This window comes from Nonomuraea sp. NPDC049709 (assembly GCF_040674815.1).
In the GTDB taxonomy this organism is placed as follows: Bacteria; Actinomycetota; Actinomycetes; order Streptosporangiales; family Streptosporangiaceae; genus Nonomuraea.
Genome location: NZ_JBFANM010000034.1, coordinates 1 through 15,289 on the forward strand (window position 1 = coordinate 1; position 15,289 = coordinate 15,289).

At 70.8% G+C, this 15,289-nt stretch carries 14 protein-coding genes; 3 read left to right on the plus strand and 11 right to left on the minus strand.

Annotation, left to right across the window (positions count from 1 at the left end; genetic code table 11):
* Positions 1 to 100: 100 nt before the first annotated feature.
* From AB0J69_RS30870 to AB0J69_RS30895, 6 genes are all read right to left on the minus strand, one after another.
* Positions 101 to 1,120 (minus strand): MerR family transcriptional regulator, encoded by a 1,020-nt coding sequence (locus tag AB0J69_RS30870; RefSeq protein ID WP_364124142.1) that lies wholly within the window; start codon positions 1,118 to 1,120, stop codon positions 101 to 103.
* Between the two features lie 189 nt (positions 1,121 to 1,309).
* Positions 1,310 to 1,975, minus strand: a complete 666-nt coding sequence (gene prfH, locus AB0J69_RS30875) for a peptide chain release factor H (RefSeq protein ID WP_364124145.1) — start codon at positions 1,973 to 1,975, stop codon at positions 1,310 to 1,312.
* Positions 1,972 to 3,132 carry an RNA ligase RtcB family protein gene (locus tag AB0J69_RS30880; RefSeq protein ID WP_364124148.1) on the minus strand — a complete coding sequence of 387 codons (1,161 nt, stop codon included), beginning with the start codon at positions 3,130 to 3,132 and terminating at the stop codon, positions 1,972 to 1,974. The genes prfH and AB0J69_RS30880 overlap by 4 nt, the downstream gene beginning before the upstream one ends.
* Positions 3,133 to 3,571: 439 nt before the next feature.
* Positions 3,572 to 5,251, minus strand: a complete 1,680-nt coding sequence (locus AB0J69_RS30885) for a serine/threonine-protein kinase (protein WP_364124151.1) — start codon at positions 5,249 to 5,251, stop codon at positions 3,572 to 3,574.
* 555 nt (positions 5,252 to 5,806) lie between these two features.
* Positions 5,807 to 6,547 (minus strand): VOC family protein, encoded by a 741-nt coding sequence (locus tag AB0J69_RS30890; protein ID WP_364124154.1) that lies wholly within the window; start codon positions 6,545 to 6,547, stop codon positions 5,807 to 5,809.
* Between the two features lie 338 nt (positions 6,548 to 6,885).
* On the minus strand, positions 6,886 to 7,746 hold the full coding sequence (locus AB0J69_RS30895) for a helix-turn-helix transcriptional regulator (RefSeq protein WP_364124156.1): 861 nt from the start codon (positions 7,744 to 7,746) through the stop codon (positions 6,886 to 6,888).
* 129 nt (positions 7,747 to 7,875) lie between these two features.
* Here AB0J69_RS30895 and AB0J69_RS30900 point away from each other — a divergent pair, with 129 nt between their 5' ends.
* Complete coding sequence (locus tag AB0J69_RS30900) at positions 7,876 to 8,871, plus strand: aldo/keto reductase (RefSeq protein WP_364124158.1); 996 nt, start codon at positions 7,876 to 7,878, stop codon at positions 8,869 to 8,871.
* A gap of 24 nt (positions 8,872 to 8,895) precedes the next feature.
* Here AB0J69_RS30900 and AB0J69_RS30905 read toward each other — a convergent pair whose 3' ends face one another.
* A complete protein-coding gene (locus tag AB0J69_RS30905; protein ID WP_364124160.1) occupies positions 8,896 to 10,029 on the minus strand; it encodes a serine hydrolase domain-containing protein in 1,134 nt (377 codons plus the stop codon).
* A gap of 117 nt (positions 10,030 to 10,146) precedes the next feature.
* Complete coding sequence (locus tag AB0J69_RS30910) at positions 10,147 to 10,548, minus strand: hypothetical protein (protein WP_364124161.1); 402 nt, start codon at positions 10,546 to 10,548, stop codon at positions 10,147 to 10,149.
* 379 nt (positions 10,549 to 10,927) lie between these two features.
* Between AB0J69_RS30910 and AB0J69_RS30915 the strand changes: the two genes are divergently transcribed.
* Positions 10,928 to 12,136: a hypothetical protein gene (locus tag AB0J69_RS30915; RefSeq protein ID WP_364124164.1), complete on the plus strand. Its 1,209-nt coding sequence runs from the start codon at positions 10,928 to 10,930 to the stop codon at positions 12,134 to 12,136.
* A gap of 178 nt (positions 12,137 to 12,314) precedes the next feature.
* Positions 12,315 to 12,770 carry a lamin tail domain-containing protein gene (locus tag AB0J69_RS30920; protein ID WP_364124166.1) on the plus strand — a complete coding sequence of 152 codons (456 nt, stop codon included), beginning with the start codon at positions 12,315 to 12,317 and terminating at the stop codon, positions 12,768 to 12,770.
* Positions 12,771 to 13,126: 356 nt separating this feature from the next.
* Here AB0J69_RS30920 and AB0J69_RS30925 read toward each other — a convergent pair whose 3' ends face one another.
* The 3 genes from AB0J69_RS30925 to AB0J69_RS30935 are packed head-to-tail and all read right to left on the minus strand — an operon-like array spanning position 13,127 to position 15,281.
* Positions 13,127 to 13,537, minus strand: a complete 411-nt coding sequence (locus AB0J69_RS30925) for a nuclear transport factor 2 family protein (RefSeq protein ID WP_364124169.1) — start codon at positions 13,535 to 13,537, stop codon at positions 13,127 to 13,129.
* 17 nt (positions 13,538 to 13,554) lie between these two features.
* Entirely contained in the window at positions 13,555 to 14,613 is a 1,059-nt protein-coding gene (locus tag AB0J69_RS30930; protein ID WP_364124172.1) for an ATP-binding protein, read from the minus strand.
* Positions 14,610 to 15,281, minus strand: a complete 672-nt coding sequence (locus AB0J69_RS30935; RefSeq protein WP_364124175.1) for a response regulator transcription factor — start codon at positions 15,279 to 15,281, stop codon at positions 14,610 to 14,612. The genes AB0J69_RS30930 and AB0J69_RS30935 overlap by 4 nt, the downstream gene beginning before the upstream one ends.
* Positions 15,282 to 15,289: the final 8 nt, after the last annotated feature.

Here is a 15,289-nt window from a genome sequence, read left to right on the forward strand (position 1 = left end):
TCGGTGCCGCGTTCGCTGTTCCGTTCATGGGCTCAACCATCGCCGACCGCTCTGATACCGGGCCGTCGCCCTCCTGACGCGGCCGCTGACACGACGCCGGTCAGGAGGTGGCTTCGGATGCCGAAGCGCGAAGAGCCGCCGCAATCCACCCGAAAGGCACGGGACCTTCCCCGCCCTCACCGGCCGGCGACCCGTTGATCACGGCCACCAGGGACAGGTACCTGCCATGAGTGCTGTCGAACCGCGACTCGGCGTCCGTCTCCTTCCGGAGCTCCGCACGCTCGATCTCCTCGACCAGGAGGAACTGGGTGGCCAGGTGGTTCAGGAACTCCGCGGTGGCGCGTTTGCCGGCGAGTTCGGCGGTCGCGTGCGCGAGGCGTACGCTGACCTCCCGCGCTCGTGGGGAATCCGCCGTCAGCCCGGAGCGGTACGCGGCGATGATCTCCTCCATGATCCGTGTCCCGGTCGTGTGGACGAAGTCCTGCACCGGCGTGGCGGTCACGAGCCGTCCCTGCGGGGTGGAGTAGGTCTCCAGCAGATAGGAGCGGACGGCGCCGCGGAACTCCTCGTCCCGCACCAGGTCGGCCAGCTCGATCCAGGCTTCGAGCTGGGCGGCGGTGGGATCGTCCGGAAGCCGAGGCCGGATCGTCCGCAACCGGTCGACGAAACCGGGAGACACGTCGAGGTCTTCGCCGACCTCGTTCCAGAAATCGTCGATGAGCCGCTCGCGCTCCTCATCCGACATCGAGACGAGCTTGTGCATCAGGGCCGCCTGCGCGACCGTGCCACCCTGCTTGACCAGGGTCCGCAGCACGGCCCGCCGGGCCCGCAGGCCGCGCTCCTGCCGCTCGACGAGTTCCAGGTGCATCGCGAAGAGATCGCGCAGTGACGTCTCACCATCGAGCAGCCGGCGGATGTCGTCCAGGCCGGTGCCCAGGTCGCGGAGGGTACGGACGACTTCGAGCCGGGCGATCGCGCGAACGTCGTACAGCCGGGCGCCGGCAGCGGTCAGGCGGGTGGGCGCGACCACCGCGGCGTCGGAGTAGAACCGGATGGCGCTGACACTCAGACCGGTCCGGCGTGCGGCGTCCCCGATCGAGTAGAGCTCTTTGTCGTCCATGGCGCCACTATGGGACCTCGAGCGACTTGAGACGCAACCTCCGAACACGGCCGCCCATGGCCGGACCGGCACGCCCGGGCCGTTGGCGCCCCGGCTCCAGCGCTGGGTCGGCCCGGTCTGCCGGAGAATCCCGGCACTGAGCTGGCGCCCGACCTCGCCGACCTCCGGCTCCCCTGCTCATCGACAGAGTCACTGCCGCCGTCGCCGGCGCGTCCGCACCTGTGGGGCCGGGTCCTGGCTCGGCGTTTCCGGGCGTTCGGTGCGGGTGGGGTTGCCGCGTACGAGCTCGTCGTGGATGCGCCAGCGGGCGGTGGTGACGGCGTGCTCTGCCGCCGCGTTACCGTGTTCGATGCGCTGCCGCAGCAGCCGCAGGGCGATGCGGCGATTGAGGCTGAGCTGCCGCTCGGTGTCGACCACGACGACGATGCCCGTGGGCCGGTGGGTCGCCCGCACGGCCGTGCTGGCCTTGTTACGGTGCTGGCCGCCGGGGCCGCCGGTGCGGCAGGCGACGATGTCGACGTCTGCTTCCGTGAACGTCGTGCGCGGGGTGTCGAGCCGGCACGGCCGGGCGATGACGTACCAGTTCTTTCGACCGGTGCCGGCCCGGTAGGGGCTGGGGGCCTGCCAGCACAGGGTTCCGGTCCACGAGGCGGCGAACGTCTCGGCGTCGTCACCTGCGATCCGGATGAGGACCGATCGGTAGGTGCCCGGCCGGTCCCCGGGAACAGTCTGGGCCCGATGGGTCTCCAGATCCTGCCGGGTGGCGTCGGCTTCCAGGCGGTGCAGCAGCTCGGCCAATGCCCAGGCACACTCCTGCGGGCCACGCCCGGCCGACAGGAGCAGGTGGACGCTCACGGCCGGCCACGCTTACGGCGGCTACGGGGCGCGGACCCCAGGTCGGGGGTCTTGTAGGTGACCAGCGGGATCGTGGTGGCCACGGGCGTGGCCAGCCGGTGGCCGACGAGGTCGGCGATCACCTGCTCGATCCGCTTGTACGCCGTCGGCGCCTCCTCGAACAGCAGTTGCCGGTCGCCGCACACCACCAGCGACCCCACCGGGGTACGGCGCAGCTCCTCGACCGTGTGCTTGGCCCGCCCCCGGCGCAGGGCGTCCGCACGCGACATCTTGCGGCCCGCGCCGTGCGCCACGGAATGCCCGGCGTCCGGCCCGGCGTGGGCGGCCACGAGGTAGGAAGGGGTGCCTCGCGTGCCGGCGATGAGCACGTCGCGGCCGTCACCCGGCGCCGCCCCCTTGCGGTGCAGGTAGATCCCGTCGCGGAGCTCGACCAGGTTGTGGCACTGGTCGACGATCGGCTCGGTGGGCTCGGCTCCCAGCGCATGGGCGACCCGGGCGGCCAGCAGCCGCCGGTTGAGCGACCCCCAGCGTACGGCGTCGTCATGCATCGCCAGGTAGGCGTCGGGATCAGCAGCCGGGCCCGCGCCGTGGACCTCGGTGTGCGCCCGCAGGATGCGTTCGCCCAGCCCTCGGGAACCGCTGTGCACGATGAGCACCAGGTCGCCGGCGGCCAGCCCGAGACGGCCGGCGTGGTCCGGCTCGAAGACGGTCCCGATCCGCGCCAGCTCGACGAAGTGGTTGCCCCGGCCGACCGTGCCGAGCCCTTCGATGTGACCTGCGGGAATGTCGCCCTTCACCACGGCCCAGGCGGGATCGTCGGCATCCTGCTCAGGGTCCAGCGCGCGATCGAGGTCGGGGAACCGGGCGGCGAGCTTCTCGGGTACGGCGCGCTTGAGCTTGACGGGGAACACGGCGATGCCGCAACCGATGTCGGAGCCCACCAGGAACGGGTACAGGACGGTCGACGCCATGGCGGCGCCGATGGGGGCGCCCTTGCCGGGGTGCAGGTCCGGCATGGCGGCGACGTGCATCATGCCGTCGAGGGCGGCCACCTGGTGGCACTGCGCGACGGCATCGGACTCGATCCAGCTCGTGGGGGAGGCGAACACGGTGACCGTGGCCGTGGTGGCCGGTGGCCGGGAATGTTGCTGAGACAAAGACGCTCTCTTTGTTGAACGGGGCATGGGCGGGCGGCATCACGGCGCGCGAGCCGGCGCCGTGGCATCTCGAAACAGCGGGTGCAATCCGTCAGAGCATCATGGAAACAACGTTCCCCGAGGCCAGCCATACGAGGCAAATGGTTTTCGACCGTACGGGCCTGCATGCCCGCAAGTCCCCATCCTGCGTCATGCGTGATGCCTCATTCTTCAGGAATGGATGGTCATGCACGTGAGACCGCTTTCACGGTCGACAAAAGGTCCGGATATCGAGTCGTCGCTTGTGGATGAGATTGCCCTCACACCGCTGTCGCTCAGGTCGGCGGACACCGAGGTGTTCCAGAAGCAATACTCGCTTCCCCGAGACTCGCCCCATGGCAGGACCTACGCCGTGGTCGCCGGCTCCTCTATGCCGATCACCACGGTGCACCTCTGGTGTTCACCCCGCGGCACTGTGCCCCGCGGCCGCGTCCAGGGCGATCGTGCCGGTCGTGCCGCGCATGCCGAACCCGTGGCGCCACCGCGCCCGCTCCTGTGGCGTGGCCGGCAGGTCGATGTGGGCGGTGGTCAGGCGCCGCCAGGTGCCGCCCGTCTCGGCGTACGAGGTGATCGTGGTGCCGCCTGACAACACCAGGGCGAGGCGGTCGCCGGGCGCGAGCGACAGACTGGCGCTGTTGGGATCGTGGCGGAATTCGCCGTCGACCCGCACGTCGATGCCGACCTCTTTGCGGGTGTTGTTGTACCAGGCGCCCATGTAGTTGCCGGCGTCCTTGACCCGGCCGACGAACACGCTGTCCTCCTCCTCACCGGTGCCCGCGAACGCGCCCAGGGTGATCACGCTGACTGTGTCACCGGAGGACGGTGCCCCGGGCAGGGCGAACCAGCCGAAGAACGGGCTCTGCCCCTCGCCGGTGAGCCTGCCGCCGGCGACCTTGACCACCGGCATCACCTCCTCGCTGTAGGGCTGGTAGCCGTCGTGGTCAGCCGCGGCGCCGTCGAAGCCGTCAGCCACATCGACCGTCGGGTACGCCCTGCGGTCGATCACCGGCGGGGCCACGGCGGATGCGGTGGCCGCGGCCTTCTCGCCGCCGCCCGCGTTCCCGGCCAGCCAGGAGGGCACGAGCAGCACGCCCGCGGTCACGGCCAGCGCCACCAGCACGGCCCCGGCCGCGACCAGCGACCCGCGCGAGCGCCTGGGCCGCCCCTTCGCTCCGTCCAGGGCCGAGGGTGCGGTGGGCACCGCCGGCGGAGCGGACCGCGCCTTGTCCTCGAGCGTCTGCTCGGCGGCGGGGCCGGGGCGTACGGCGCCGCGGCCGTCGCCGGAGGTGAGGTCGCGCAGCAGGCGCTCGGCGGTCGGCCGGTCAGCGGGGTCCTTGGCCAGGCAGGCCGCCACCATCGCCCGCAGCGGCTCGGGCACCCCGGACAGATCAGGCGGATTGTTCAGGATGGAATGCATGATCGCCGGTACGTGGGCGCCGGTGAAGGCCCTTCGCCCGGTCGCCGCGAACACCATCGTGGCCGCCCAGGAGAACATGTCCGAGGCGAGCGTGAGCGGCCGGTCGCTGAGCTGCTCCGGCGACATGTACGCCGGGGTGCCGGCAACGTGGCTGGTGGTGGCCATGGCGTCGAGGGTGCGGGCGATGCCGAAGTCGATCACGACCGGCCCCTCGGGGCCGAGAATCACGTTGCCCGGCTTGAAGTCGCGGTGCACGATCCCGGCGCGGTGGATCGAGGCGAGGGCGGTCAGCGTGCTGATCGCCAGCCGGTCCAGCCCGCCGCCGGCGCGTGGCCCGTCCCGCTTGACCAGTTCGTCGAGCGACGGGCCGGGGACGTACTCGCTGACGATGTACGGCTGCTCGCCCAGCATCCCGGTGCCGATCACCCGCGCCGTGCAGAACGGCGCGACGCTGGCGGCGACCTCCGCCTCGCGCAGGAACCGGCGCCGGACCTCCGGATCGGCGGCGAGCCGCCGGTGCAGCACCTTGACCGCCACTCGCCCCTCGTCGGGCGACTGCGCAAGGTAGACCGCGCCCTGCCCGCCTTCACCGAGGAGCCGCACGACCTGATGCTCACCGATACGTCCCGGGCCGCCCATGCCCACCACCCGAGAGTCCGTCACCGGCTCCCCCCGCCATTCGTAACGATCTCACGCCAGGCCCAGGCTATCCCGCACGGCCTGCCCACCGGCCGCGAACGCAGACTCGCCGGCGACCTTATCGAGTCTGATGCATCTCCTCATGGAAACAGCGCCAAGTCGCCTAGCAGCTTCGCTCCCCAGGCCCGGATCCGGCCCCAGGGCTCGCTCGTGGGCGGCGCCGCTGCCGCAGGAAGGTATCGGGTGGCAGGCTCACGCGTTCCGCTTCGCGGCCGGGGTGCTGGGCGGGTGGCTGTTCCGCGACCGTAAGCCGCCGCGCCTGCCCGGGACCGCGGCAGGTCCGCAGGACGCCACCCGGGCCAAGCTCCACAAGGAACCGGACGACCTCGGCCGCTGAACCACCGCGTGGCACCTCTACGGCCGGGGCGCGCCGGCACCGCCTACGAACTGGTCATCCCTCCCAACCGGCACGAACCAAGGGCCGGCTGATCTCACGGGCGCGAAGTGAGGTCCGGCGCATGTTCCGTGTTCGATGCCGGCCCGTGGGAAGGCGGTCTCCGCAGGTGACGCTGCCCTGCGTCAGCCCCGTCCGAGGACGCAGAACTGGTTGCCCTCCGGGTCGGCCAGGACCTTCCACGAAACATCGCCCTGGCCGACGTCGGCGGCGGTGGCGCCCAGAGCCCGTAGCCGGGCCACCTCCGCCTCTTGACCGTCAACGGGGTCGGGCAGCAGATCGAGATGGACGCGGTTCCACACGGTCTTCCCGCCGGGCGTCGTGCGGAGGAGCTCCAGATACGGCCCGACACCCTTGGCGGAGCGCAGCCGCGCATAATCGTCGTTCACCTCGTGCACGGTCAAGTCCGCCGCCTCGCCCCAGAACCGGGCCATGGCCCGCGGATCCGCGCAGTCCACCACCACCGCGGCGATCGGCCCGGTATCCCGGTAGATCTCCCGAGGCTCCAGCACACAGAACACGTTGCCCTCCGGGTCGGCCAGAACCGTCCACGGGACGTCGCCCTGCCCCACATCGGCGGGCGTCGCACCGAGCTCCTTCAGGCGCGCGACCAACTCCGCCTGGTGGGCCGCAGAGGTGGTGGCGAGATCGAGGTGCACACGGTACTTCACCGTTTCGGGGTCAGGGACGGTGACGAAATCGATGTAGAAGCCGGCGGGGTCCGGCCAGACGAAGCCCTCGGGTTCGAGGTTGGTCACGCCGGGTGCCTCGCTGGAAACACCCCAGCCGAGCGCCTCCGCCCAGAACCGGCCGAGCGCCGAGTCATCCCGAGCCTTGAAATTCACCTGAACGAGTCGCAGCGCCATGCCGCCGATCATATGCCCAGGTAGACGAGGGTTATGAGCCGCCAACAGGCCCTACGCCACTTCCGTCCCGCGGATGCCGACCCCCGGCGCTTCGCTGCGGGCACCCACGCTGATCTGCGGTCCGGCGATGGCGGATGGGCAGCGACGAGAAAGGGCCAGAAGGCCCAGGACCCGAGCGGGGGGTGAGCCTCACGCGAAGCACCGTTCGGCGCTCGCGGGTAAGTGGGTCCACTTCATGTTCCCAGAACGAGCCGGCATCGTACTGCCGCGCCTCTGGCCGACGTCGACGCAGCGCCGGCCGAGCGATGATCGATCACGCGGGCAGCCCAGTCCTCGCCCTAACGTTCGAGCCCTTCCGTGACCCTTGCGGGAAACTCTTCGATGCCGAGCACCCGCAGCAGCTCCAGCCGCTCGCGGGTCTCGCCGTCCGCCGGGGTGAGCACCAGCAGTTGCTGCCCCTGGTCGGGCGTGATCAGGGTCTCGCAGTCCATCACCAGGCGGCCCACCCGCGGGTGCAGCAGGGTCTTGCGGTTGGCGCGCCGTACCGCCACCTCGTGTTCAGCCCACAGCCGGCGGAAGTCGGCGCTCACGGCCTGCAGCCGGTCGATGAGCCCGGCGACCGTCGGGTCACCGGTCCGCCGCCCGGCGACGGCGCGCAGGTCGGCCACGATCTGGCGGGCCTGATGCTCCTGCTCCTCGGGCGGGTGGACGGCGCGGGCCGCGGGGTCGGTGAACCAGCGGTACACGACATAGCGCCGGTCGCCGGACCAGCCGGTGTGGTCGCCCATCACCAGGAGGGCCGCCCGGTTCTGGGCGAGAACCTCGCCCAGGTCGGACAGCACCACGGCCGGCGTGTCGCCGAGCAGGTCGAGCATGCGCATCAGGCCGGCGCGGGCCAGCCGAGCCACCCCGTCGGCGGGCGGAGGATGGTGACCGGCCAGGTGGAACAGATGGTCGCGCTCGTCGTCGGACAGGCGCAACGCCCGCGCCAGCGCGCCGAGCAACTGCGTGGACGGCTGGCTGCTGCGACCCTGCTCCAGGCGTACGACGTAGTCCACCGACATGCCGGCGAGCATCGCCACCTCCTCCCGGCGCAGGCCGCTGGTGCGGCGGCGGGGGCTGTCGGCCAGGCCCACCTCGGCCGGACGGATCGCCTCGCGGCGGCGGCGCTGGAAGTCGGCGAGCTGCTCACGTTCCATGGCTCCATCCTGCCTCGCGGCCGGCGAGCCGAGCCAGGGAGCGGCTCTCCCATGATGAACGCTCCGCTTCCGCCCGCCCCGGCGTGCCGTCCAGAGTGAGGGACGAGTTCGACGACGAGGGAGAACACCATGCAGACACGAACCCTGGGCCGTACCGGACCGGCCGTTTCCGCGCTGGGCCTTGGCGCGATGGGCATGTCGGGTGCGTACGGCGCGACCGACCGCGCGGAGAGCATCGCCACCGTGCACGCCGCGCTGGAGGCCGGCGTCACGCTGATCGACACCGGCGACTTCTACGCCATGGGCCACAACGAGCTGCTGCTCGCCGAGGCGCTGCGCGGCCGGGACCGGGACAGCTACCAGCTGAGCGTCAAGTTCGGCCAGCTGCGGGGGCCGGGCCACGAGCTCGGCGGGCAGGACGGCCGCCCCGAGGCGGTGAAGAACTTCCTGGCCTACTCGCTGACCCGGCTGGGCACCGACCACATCGACATCTACCGTCCGGCCCGGCTGGACCGGACGGTGCCGATCGAGGAGACGGTGGGCGCGATCAAGGAGATGGTCGACGCCGGGTACGTAAGGCACATCGGGCTCTCGGAGGTCGACGCGGCGACGATCCGGCGGGCACACGCCGTGCACCCGATCGCCGACCTGCAGATCGAGTACTCGCTGCTCTCGCGGGCGGTGGAGGCGGACGTCCTGCCCACGCTGCGGGAGCTCGGCATCGGCCTGACCGCTTACGGCGTCCTCGGCCGCGGTCTCATCTCCGGGCACTGGGCCGCCGGCCACACCGCCGGCCCCGGCGACATGCGCGGCTTCAGCCCGCGGTTCTCCGGCGGGAACCTGGAGCACAACCTCGCCCTCGTGGACGCGCTGCGCCGGATCGCCGAGACGAAGGGCTGCACCGTCGCCCAGCTGGCCATCGCGTGGGTGGCCGCGCAGGCCGAGGACATCGTGCCGCTGGCCGGCGCCCGCACCCGCGAGCGGCTGGCCGAGGCACTGCCCGCGATGGACCTGAGCCTCATCGCGGACGACCTCGCCGACATCGAGAAGGCGGTGCCACCGGGCGCGGCGCGCGGCGACCGGTACCCGTCCGCGTTCATGTCCGACCTCGGTGTGGGCAACTGAGCCTTGCGGGGTGTTCGGCCCTGTCTAGTGGGTCGGCTCGGCCTGGCCGCTGAACACCTCCTGGACGAGCTGCTGCGTGGCCTGCTGGAAGGCGGCTCCCATGGACATCGCGGGGTCGTCGATGTAGTTGAGCGCGGCGGTGAGGGTCCTGCTGCCGTCGGGGGTGCTGTACATCAGTGCGGCGTGACCCGCCATGCCGCCGTTGTGGGTGATGACGGTGCCGCCTCCGGGCACGTTCTGGACGAACACGCCCAGGCCGTAGCCGGCCTTGGCCTCCGGCGTGCACATCTCGGCCAGCAGCTCGGCCGGGAGCAGCTTGCCGCCCACGAGCGCGGAGATGAACGTGGCCAGATCCTGGGTGGTGGAGATCATGTCCCCGCCGCTGGAGATCCAGGACGGGTTGTGGCGGGTGACGTCGACCGTCCGCTGCTCGCCGTCTTCCTCGTAGCGGTAGTAGGCGTGGGGGTGCGGCTCCGGGATGTCGGTCTGGGCGGTCGGCTGGACGGTGCCTGACAGGCCGAGCGGTCCGAGGATGAGCCGGTGCATCTCCTCGGCGACCGGGCGGCCGGTGACCTTCTCGATCAGCAGCCGGGCCAGCACGTAGTTGGTGTTGGCGTAGCTCCAGTCGGTGCCCGGCTCGAACCGGGCGGGCTTGGACAGTGCCAGCCGTACCAGCTCCTCGGGCTGGTAGGTGTGGAAGCGGTTGTCCACCCACTCCTTGCCCGAGGGGGTGGCGGCGATGCCGGGCACGAAGGTCCCGTCGGGGTCGAAGTCGCCGGTGAAGTTGAAGATCCCGCTGGTGTGCTGCAGCAGCATCCGCACCGTGATCCGCCGGTCCAGCCCGAACTCCGGCAGGTAGTCATCCACCGGGACATCCAGCCCGATCGTGCCCTCGGCCACCAGCTGCAGCACCAGGGTCGCGGTGAAGGTCTTGGTGTTGCTGCCGATCCGGACATGCCCGTCGGCCGGCGGCGTCTCGGTGCCGCCCAGCTCGCTCGCTCCGGCACTGCCGATCCACTCGCCTCGCTCGTCGCGCACGCGCATCGACACTCCGACGAAACCGGCATCGACCATCTCCTGGATGATCCGCTGCAGCTCGGGGCGATCCTGTCCGGTCTGCGGGGTGAACTCGTCCTGGCCGGTACGGATGGTGGACATGATGGGGTGCTCCTTTAGATCTGTTACGAAAAAGGCGATTGACCGGGTGGTTGGAGCGTCACGGGGTCCGGAGGGGACCCCGCGACGTGGTGGGGTTGCGCGGGGCCGGCGTGGCCATCAGGCGGCGTCGAGGGCCTCGGTGATCTTGCGGGCCATCTCGGTCATGGTGGGGCTGGGCTCGCCCTTCTGGGACTGGACGGCGGCGTCGACGGCGACGGTGACGGTGCGGCGGAAGTTGTCGGCCTCGTCCGGGGCGTGCTGCTTGAGCAGGGTGGCGGCGGCGGTCAGGGCGGGCAGCACCTGGTCGGCGAGTGCGGCGACGGTCCTGCCGGTCAGGCCCTTGGGGGCCTTGGCGAGGACGTGCCCGACCAGGCCGGTGGCGGAGGTCAGGGCGATGGAGCCGTTGGTGGCGGCCTTGTGGGCCGAGCCGGCGGCGCCGGCGGCCGACATGAGCGAGACGGCGCCCCAGGCGGCGGTGCGGAGGGTGAGCTGGTCCTGGTCGGAGAGGGTGATCGACATGATGGGTGTGCTCCTTGGAGTTTCGGTGGAACGGGCAGGCGCTGCACCGTTCATGGCGTTTACGATCGCCGACCGCTCTGATACGGGGCCGTTGCCGTGCTGACGCGACCGCTGACACCGACGACGACGCCGTGGGGGTCGGTGAGACGCCGGACGTCCCCCATCCGAGCTCGCCCCGGGTGTCATGAGCCTGTGCAGGTTCGGCCGCGCGGCTCGATGCGCCCCTTTCGTCGCGCCGTTCTCGAGGTACTGGCCGACACGGAACTATGGGTGCGGCTCACATTGACCGGCGCCTCCAGATCGGGCGAACTTGACTCATCTCAGCTTCGTGGGAGGTCTGATGGGACGACGTTCGTGGATACGAATAGCCGCGGCCCTCGTGTTAGCAGCCGGTGCGCTGCTCACGACACCCGCCGCGGCGACCGCGACGGGGTCGGTGACGCTGGAGGCCGCCTACACCTCGGGCCTGGAGAACGGCTGGGCGCTCGTCGAGCGCTACAAGGACAACTCCACCGGGTTCCAGGCCGAGACCTACCCGCCCGACGGGCGCGGCGATCAGACGGGACAGACCAGGCGCCTGTTCGGCGACGTCGCCCGCCCGCACTCCTCGCGGTTCCTGCTGTACCACGCGCCGGGCTGGCAGACGGGCGCCAAGAACACTCCCGTGCTGCTGGTGCACGGCGCCAACCAAACCGCCGATCTGGCCTGGGCCAACCCCAACGCCAGCGGCTCGTACGGCTGCGGCCAGGCCAGTTGCCCCACCACCGGACTCATGCAGCACCTCAGCGGCCGGGGCTACAAGGTCTTCGCGATCGGCTTCCCGCATATCACAGGGGACGGTCACTACTGGGCTGAGCAGATCCACGACGCCGTCGCCAGGATCCGGGCGAAGACCGGTGCCGCACAGGTGGACGTGATCGGCTGGTCGAAGGGCGCGTTCAACGCGCGCATGTACGTCTCGTCGATGCGCAAGTCGTGGGGCACGGCCTACGCGGGCGACGTAAGGAAGCTGATCCTCGTCGGCGGGCCGAACAAGGGCTTCGACTGGGGTTACCGGCACGGCTGGACCCACGATTTCGCGATATTTCCGGAATGCGGCGGTTCGTTGAACGCGCCCGCGCCCCACACCCAGATGGTCTGTTACGGCCTGTGGCGCAACCACCCCGAGCTGAGCTACGAGGGCGCCGCCTACCCGGGCTCTGACGACATGCTCTACCGCTGGGACAACGTCTACCCGCTGTCCACCGCCGAGCAGGACTGGTACACCACCTATTACGGCGGCACCGGCTTCTACACCGCCGGCCGCGGGATCCAGTGGGCCATCGACAGAGGCTCGCTCGTGCAGTCCCTCATCAACGCGGGGACGCCTTCGAGCGTTCCGGTCTACCAGCTGTGCGGCAACATGCCGGACATGGCCCTGCTGCACAACGAGCACACAGGACCGTCCGACGGCGCCGTCTTCGTGGCGAGTTGCACCGCGCCCGACGGCGTTGCGAACCGGGCCGCCACGGCGACGCTCCCGCTCAATCACCTCAAGCTCGGCTGGTCGGCGACCGCCATGTCCCAGATCACGGCCTGGCTCGGCTGAGCGTTTTCGCATGTCCCCCTTGCCGGCGAGGGGGACATGCACCGCCCGTAGGAGCCAGGGTGGCGTTGCCGGGCTCCCGTTCCGTGTCCGCATCCGGACAGCAGTACGCGACCACCTGATCCGGCGTTCCAACGTCCAACTCCTGTCACGTTCCATTCCTCGATGCTCAGGAGTTCGGATGCTCCGTCGTCTCGTTCCCGCCACCGCCGTCGGGACAGCCCTGCTCGCCTCGACGCTCGTCGCCGCGCCGGCCGAGGCCGCGAACCCCGCGGTCATGTTCACGAAGGTGCACTTCGACTCTCCCGGCAGCGACAGGGGCGGCAACACCAGCCTGAACGGCGAGTACGTGGTCCTCAAGAACACCACCCGCAAGGCGATCCAGATGGAGCGCTGGGTCCTGCGCGACGAGACGGGCTACAGGTTCAGGTTCCCGCGCTTCACGTTGAAGCCGGGCAAGAGCGTCACCGTCCGCTCGGGCCAGGGCCAGGACTCCTCGACCACCCTGTACTGGCAGCGCAAGTGGTACGTGTGGAACAACGACGGGGACGCGGCGGGCATCTACCGGGCCAGCGACCTCAAGAAGATCGACACCTGCTCGTGGGGGAGCGCGGGCGACTGGAAGAACTGCGCGTAGGGACACCTGGAAGTGATTCCCCTCGGCCCTGGGGACCGCCGCGGATCACCGAAGTCCAGGACGACGGAACAGTCAGCGAACCGGTCCCCGTCCTCGACAGAACGCACGATCGCGAACCCGTCAGACGCCTCCCACCGAGCGCGGCCAGGCCCGGTTTTTGTCCCACCGGGTCAAGCCAGATCCGGTAGGCCCGGTCGCTGAACCGGAAGTCGTCGACAGAGGGGGATGGCGTGCCCGGTGCCTGGTGCGCTGGAGCAGGACGAGCCGGTTGCCGGCGTTCGCGACGGCGGCGGCGGTTCGTGGGGCGCTTCGGTAGGAGCGAGCGGGCGGCATCGGCCCCGCGGCCGAACGTGTGGCTACCGGCCCCAACCGGTCGGGGGCTGCAGTGCCTCGCCGAACACGGGGTTGTAGTACTCGCGCAGTTCCTCGCACAGCCCGTCTTCGGCGAACCGGAGGATCAGGCAGCCGGGCAGGGTGACCCAGTCGCTGGGCGCGTCCGGCTGCCAGTCGGCATCGCGCATGACCGCCCACCACTCCACCGCGACCCGGCGGCCGTTGATCACCGGCAGCCCGAACCTCAGGTCCACCTCCTGTTGCGTCGCCGTCGCCCGGCGCCAGTACGCGGCGATGGCGTCGCTGCCGACGTGCGCCGGTGCGGTCGGCGACGACAGGTAGACACCATCCTCGGTGAACAGTCCGGCGGCGGCGTACGCGTCCTTGTCCCGCCAGGCCTGGCCGTATCGGGCCAGCCATTGATCGATGTTCATCTGCCTCTCCACGGTGGTCAGGGGCGAAGGGTCAGCCGGAACACGGAGCCGTCGCCTGCGGGTCCTGGTGAGGTCACGGTGACGGTGCCGCCGTGGGCCTGGGCGATCTGGCTCGCGATCGGCAGGCCGAGCCCGGCACCGGGTCCGCTGTCTCCACCGCGCCAGAAGCGTTCGAGGATGCGTTCCTGCTGGTCGGGTGGGATGCCGGGGCCGTGGTCGGTGACGACGACGGCGACCTGCGCCGGCGTCGTTTCGATGTGGACGCCGACGGTCGAACCCGCCGGCGCGTGCCGGATGGCGTTGTCGAGCAGGTTGGAGATCGCGCGCCGTACCGTGGGCCCGTCCACCCGGCACACGGCGGATGGTGGCCCGGTGACGGACAGGGTGACCTGCCGCACCGCGGCCAGAACGGCGGCGTCGCCGGCGATCTCGCGAAGGGTGACCATCAGGTCGGTGGGCCGGCGGTTGATGGTGCGGGCCCGGCCGCGCGCATCGACGAGAAGCTCCTCGATCGTTCGTTGGAGTCGGTCGGCGGCCTTCCGTGAGCGTTCCAGGGCTTGCCGGTAGATGTCGGCGGTGGGGGCGGGGTGAGCGAGGATGACCTCCGCGTTCGTCATCAGCACTGACAGCGGCAGGCGTAACTCGTGGCTGGCCTCCTCGATGAGCCGGCGCTGGGTCTCCGCGGCCGCCTCCAGCCGGTCGAGCATGGCGTCGAAGCTGGCGGCCAGGGCGGTGACCTCGATCGGGCCGTTGTCGAGGCCGGTGCGGCGGCTGAGATCCGTGGCCTCGATGTCCTCGGCGACCGCGCGCACCTGGTGGAGCGGCCGCACCGCCCGGCCGGCCCACCACCAGGCCAGCGCGGCGGCGACCGGGCCCAGTGCGATGAGGGTCCCAAAGGCCCATCCGGACAGGTGCCGGGTCGACGTCTCGGTGTCCGTCGCGCCGACCCGCACGGTGGACACGGTCTCGGTGTCGGTGGCGAGGATGACGCCGAACAGCAGCAGTGCGGGCACGTAGATGGCGAGGAAGCCGAGAGCCGCCAGGCGTATCCGCAGCGACCGCCAAGGGTGGCTCATGGCCGGGCCCTGAGTCGGTAGCCGACGTTGGCGATGGTGTCGATCAGCGCGGGGTCGCCGAGCTTCTTGCGCAGGCGGCTGAGGATGACCCGTACGGAGGAGGTGAACGGGTTGGCGTTGGCGTCCCACACGTGTTCGAGCAGGTGCTCGGCGGAGAGGACCTCGCCGGGGTGGTGCATGAAGTACCTCAGGAGCGCGTATTCACGCGCGGTCAGGTTCAACGGGGCGCCGGACCGCCACGCGCGGTGCGCGGCGAGGTCGAGCAGCAGGTCGCCGACCCCCAACGTGGTGCCGTGCTCGTCGGCGCGACGTTCGAGAGCGCGAAGGCGGGCGGTGAGTTCGGCGAAGTGGAACGGTTTGACCAGATAGTCGTCCGCGCCGGCGTCGAGGCCGGCGACCCGGTCGGCGACCGCGTCGCGTGCGGTCACCACCAGCAGCCGCCGTGGGCGGTGCAGGTCGGGATCGTGGCCGAGGCGACGGACGAGGTCCATCCCGTCGCCGTCCGGCAGGCCGAGGTCGAGGCAGGCGACGTCGTACACGGTCGTCCGGAGGTGTTCCTCGGCGTCGTCGCCGGTGGCGGCGACGTCGACCGCGTACGACTCGTTCCGCAGGCCAAGAGCGACGACCTGCGCGAGATCGGGATCGTCTTCTACCAGGAGGATGCGCACGCCGCCGC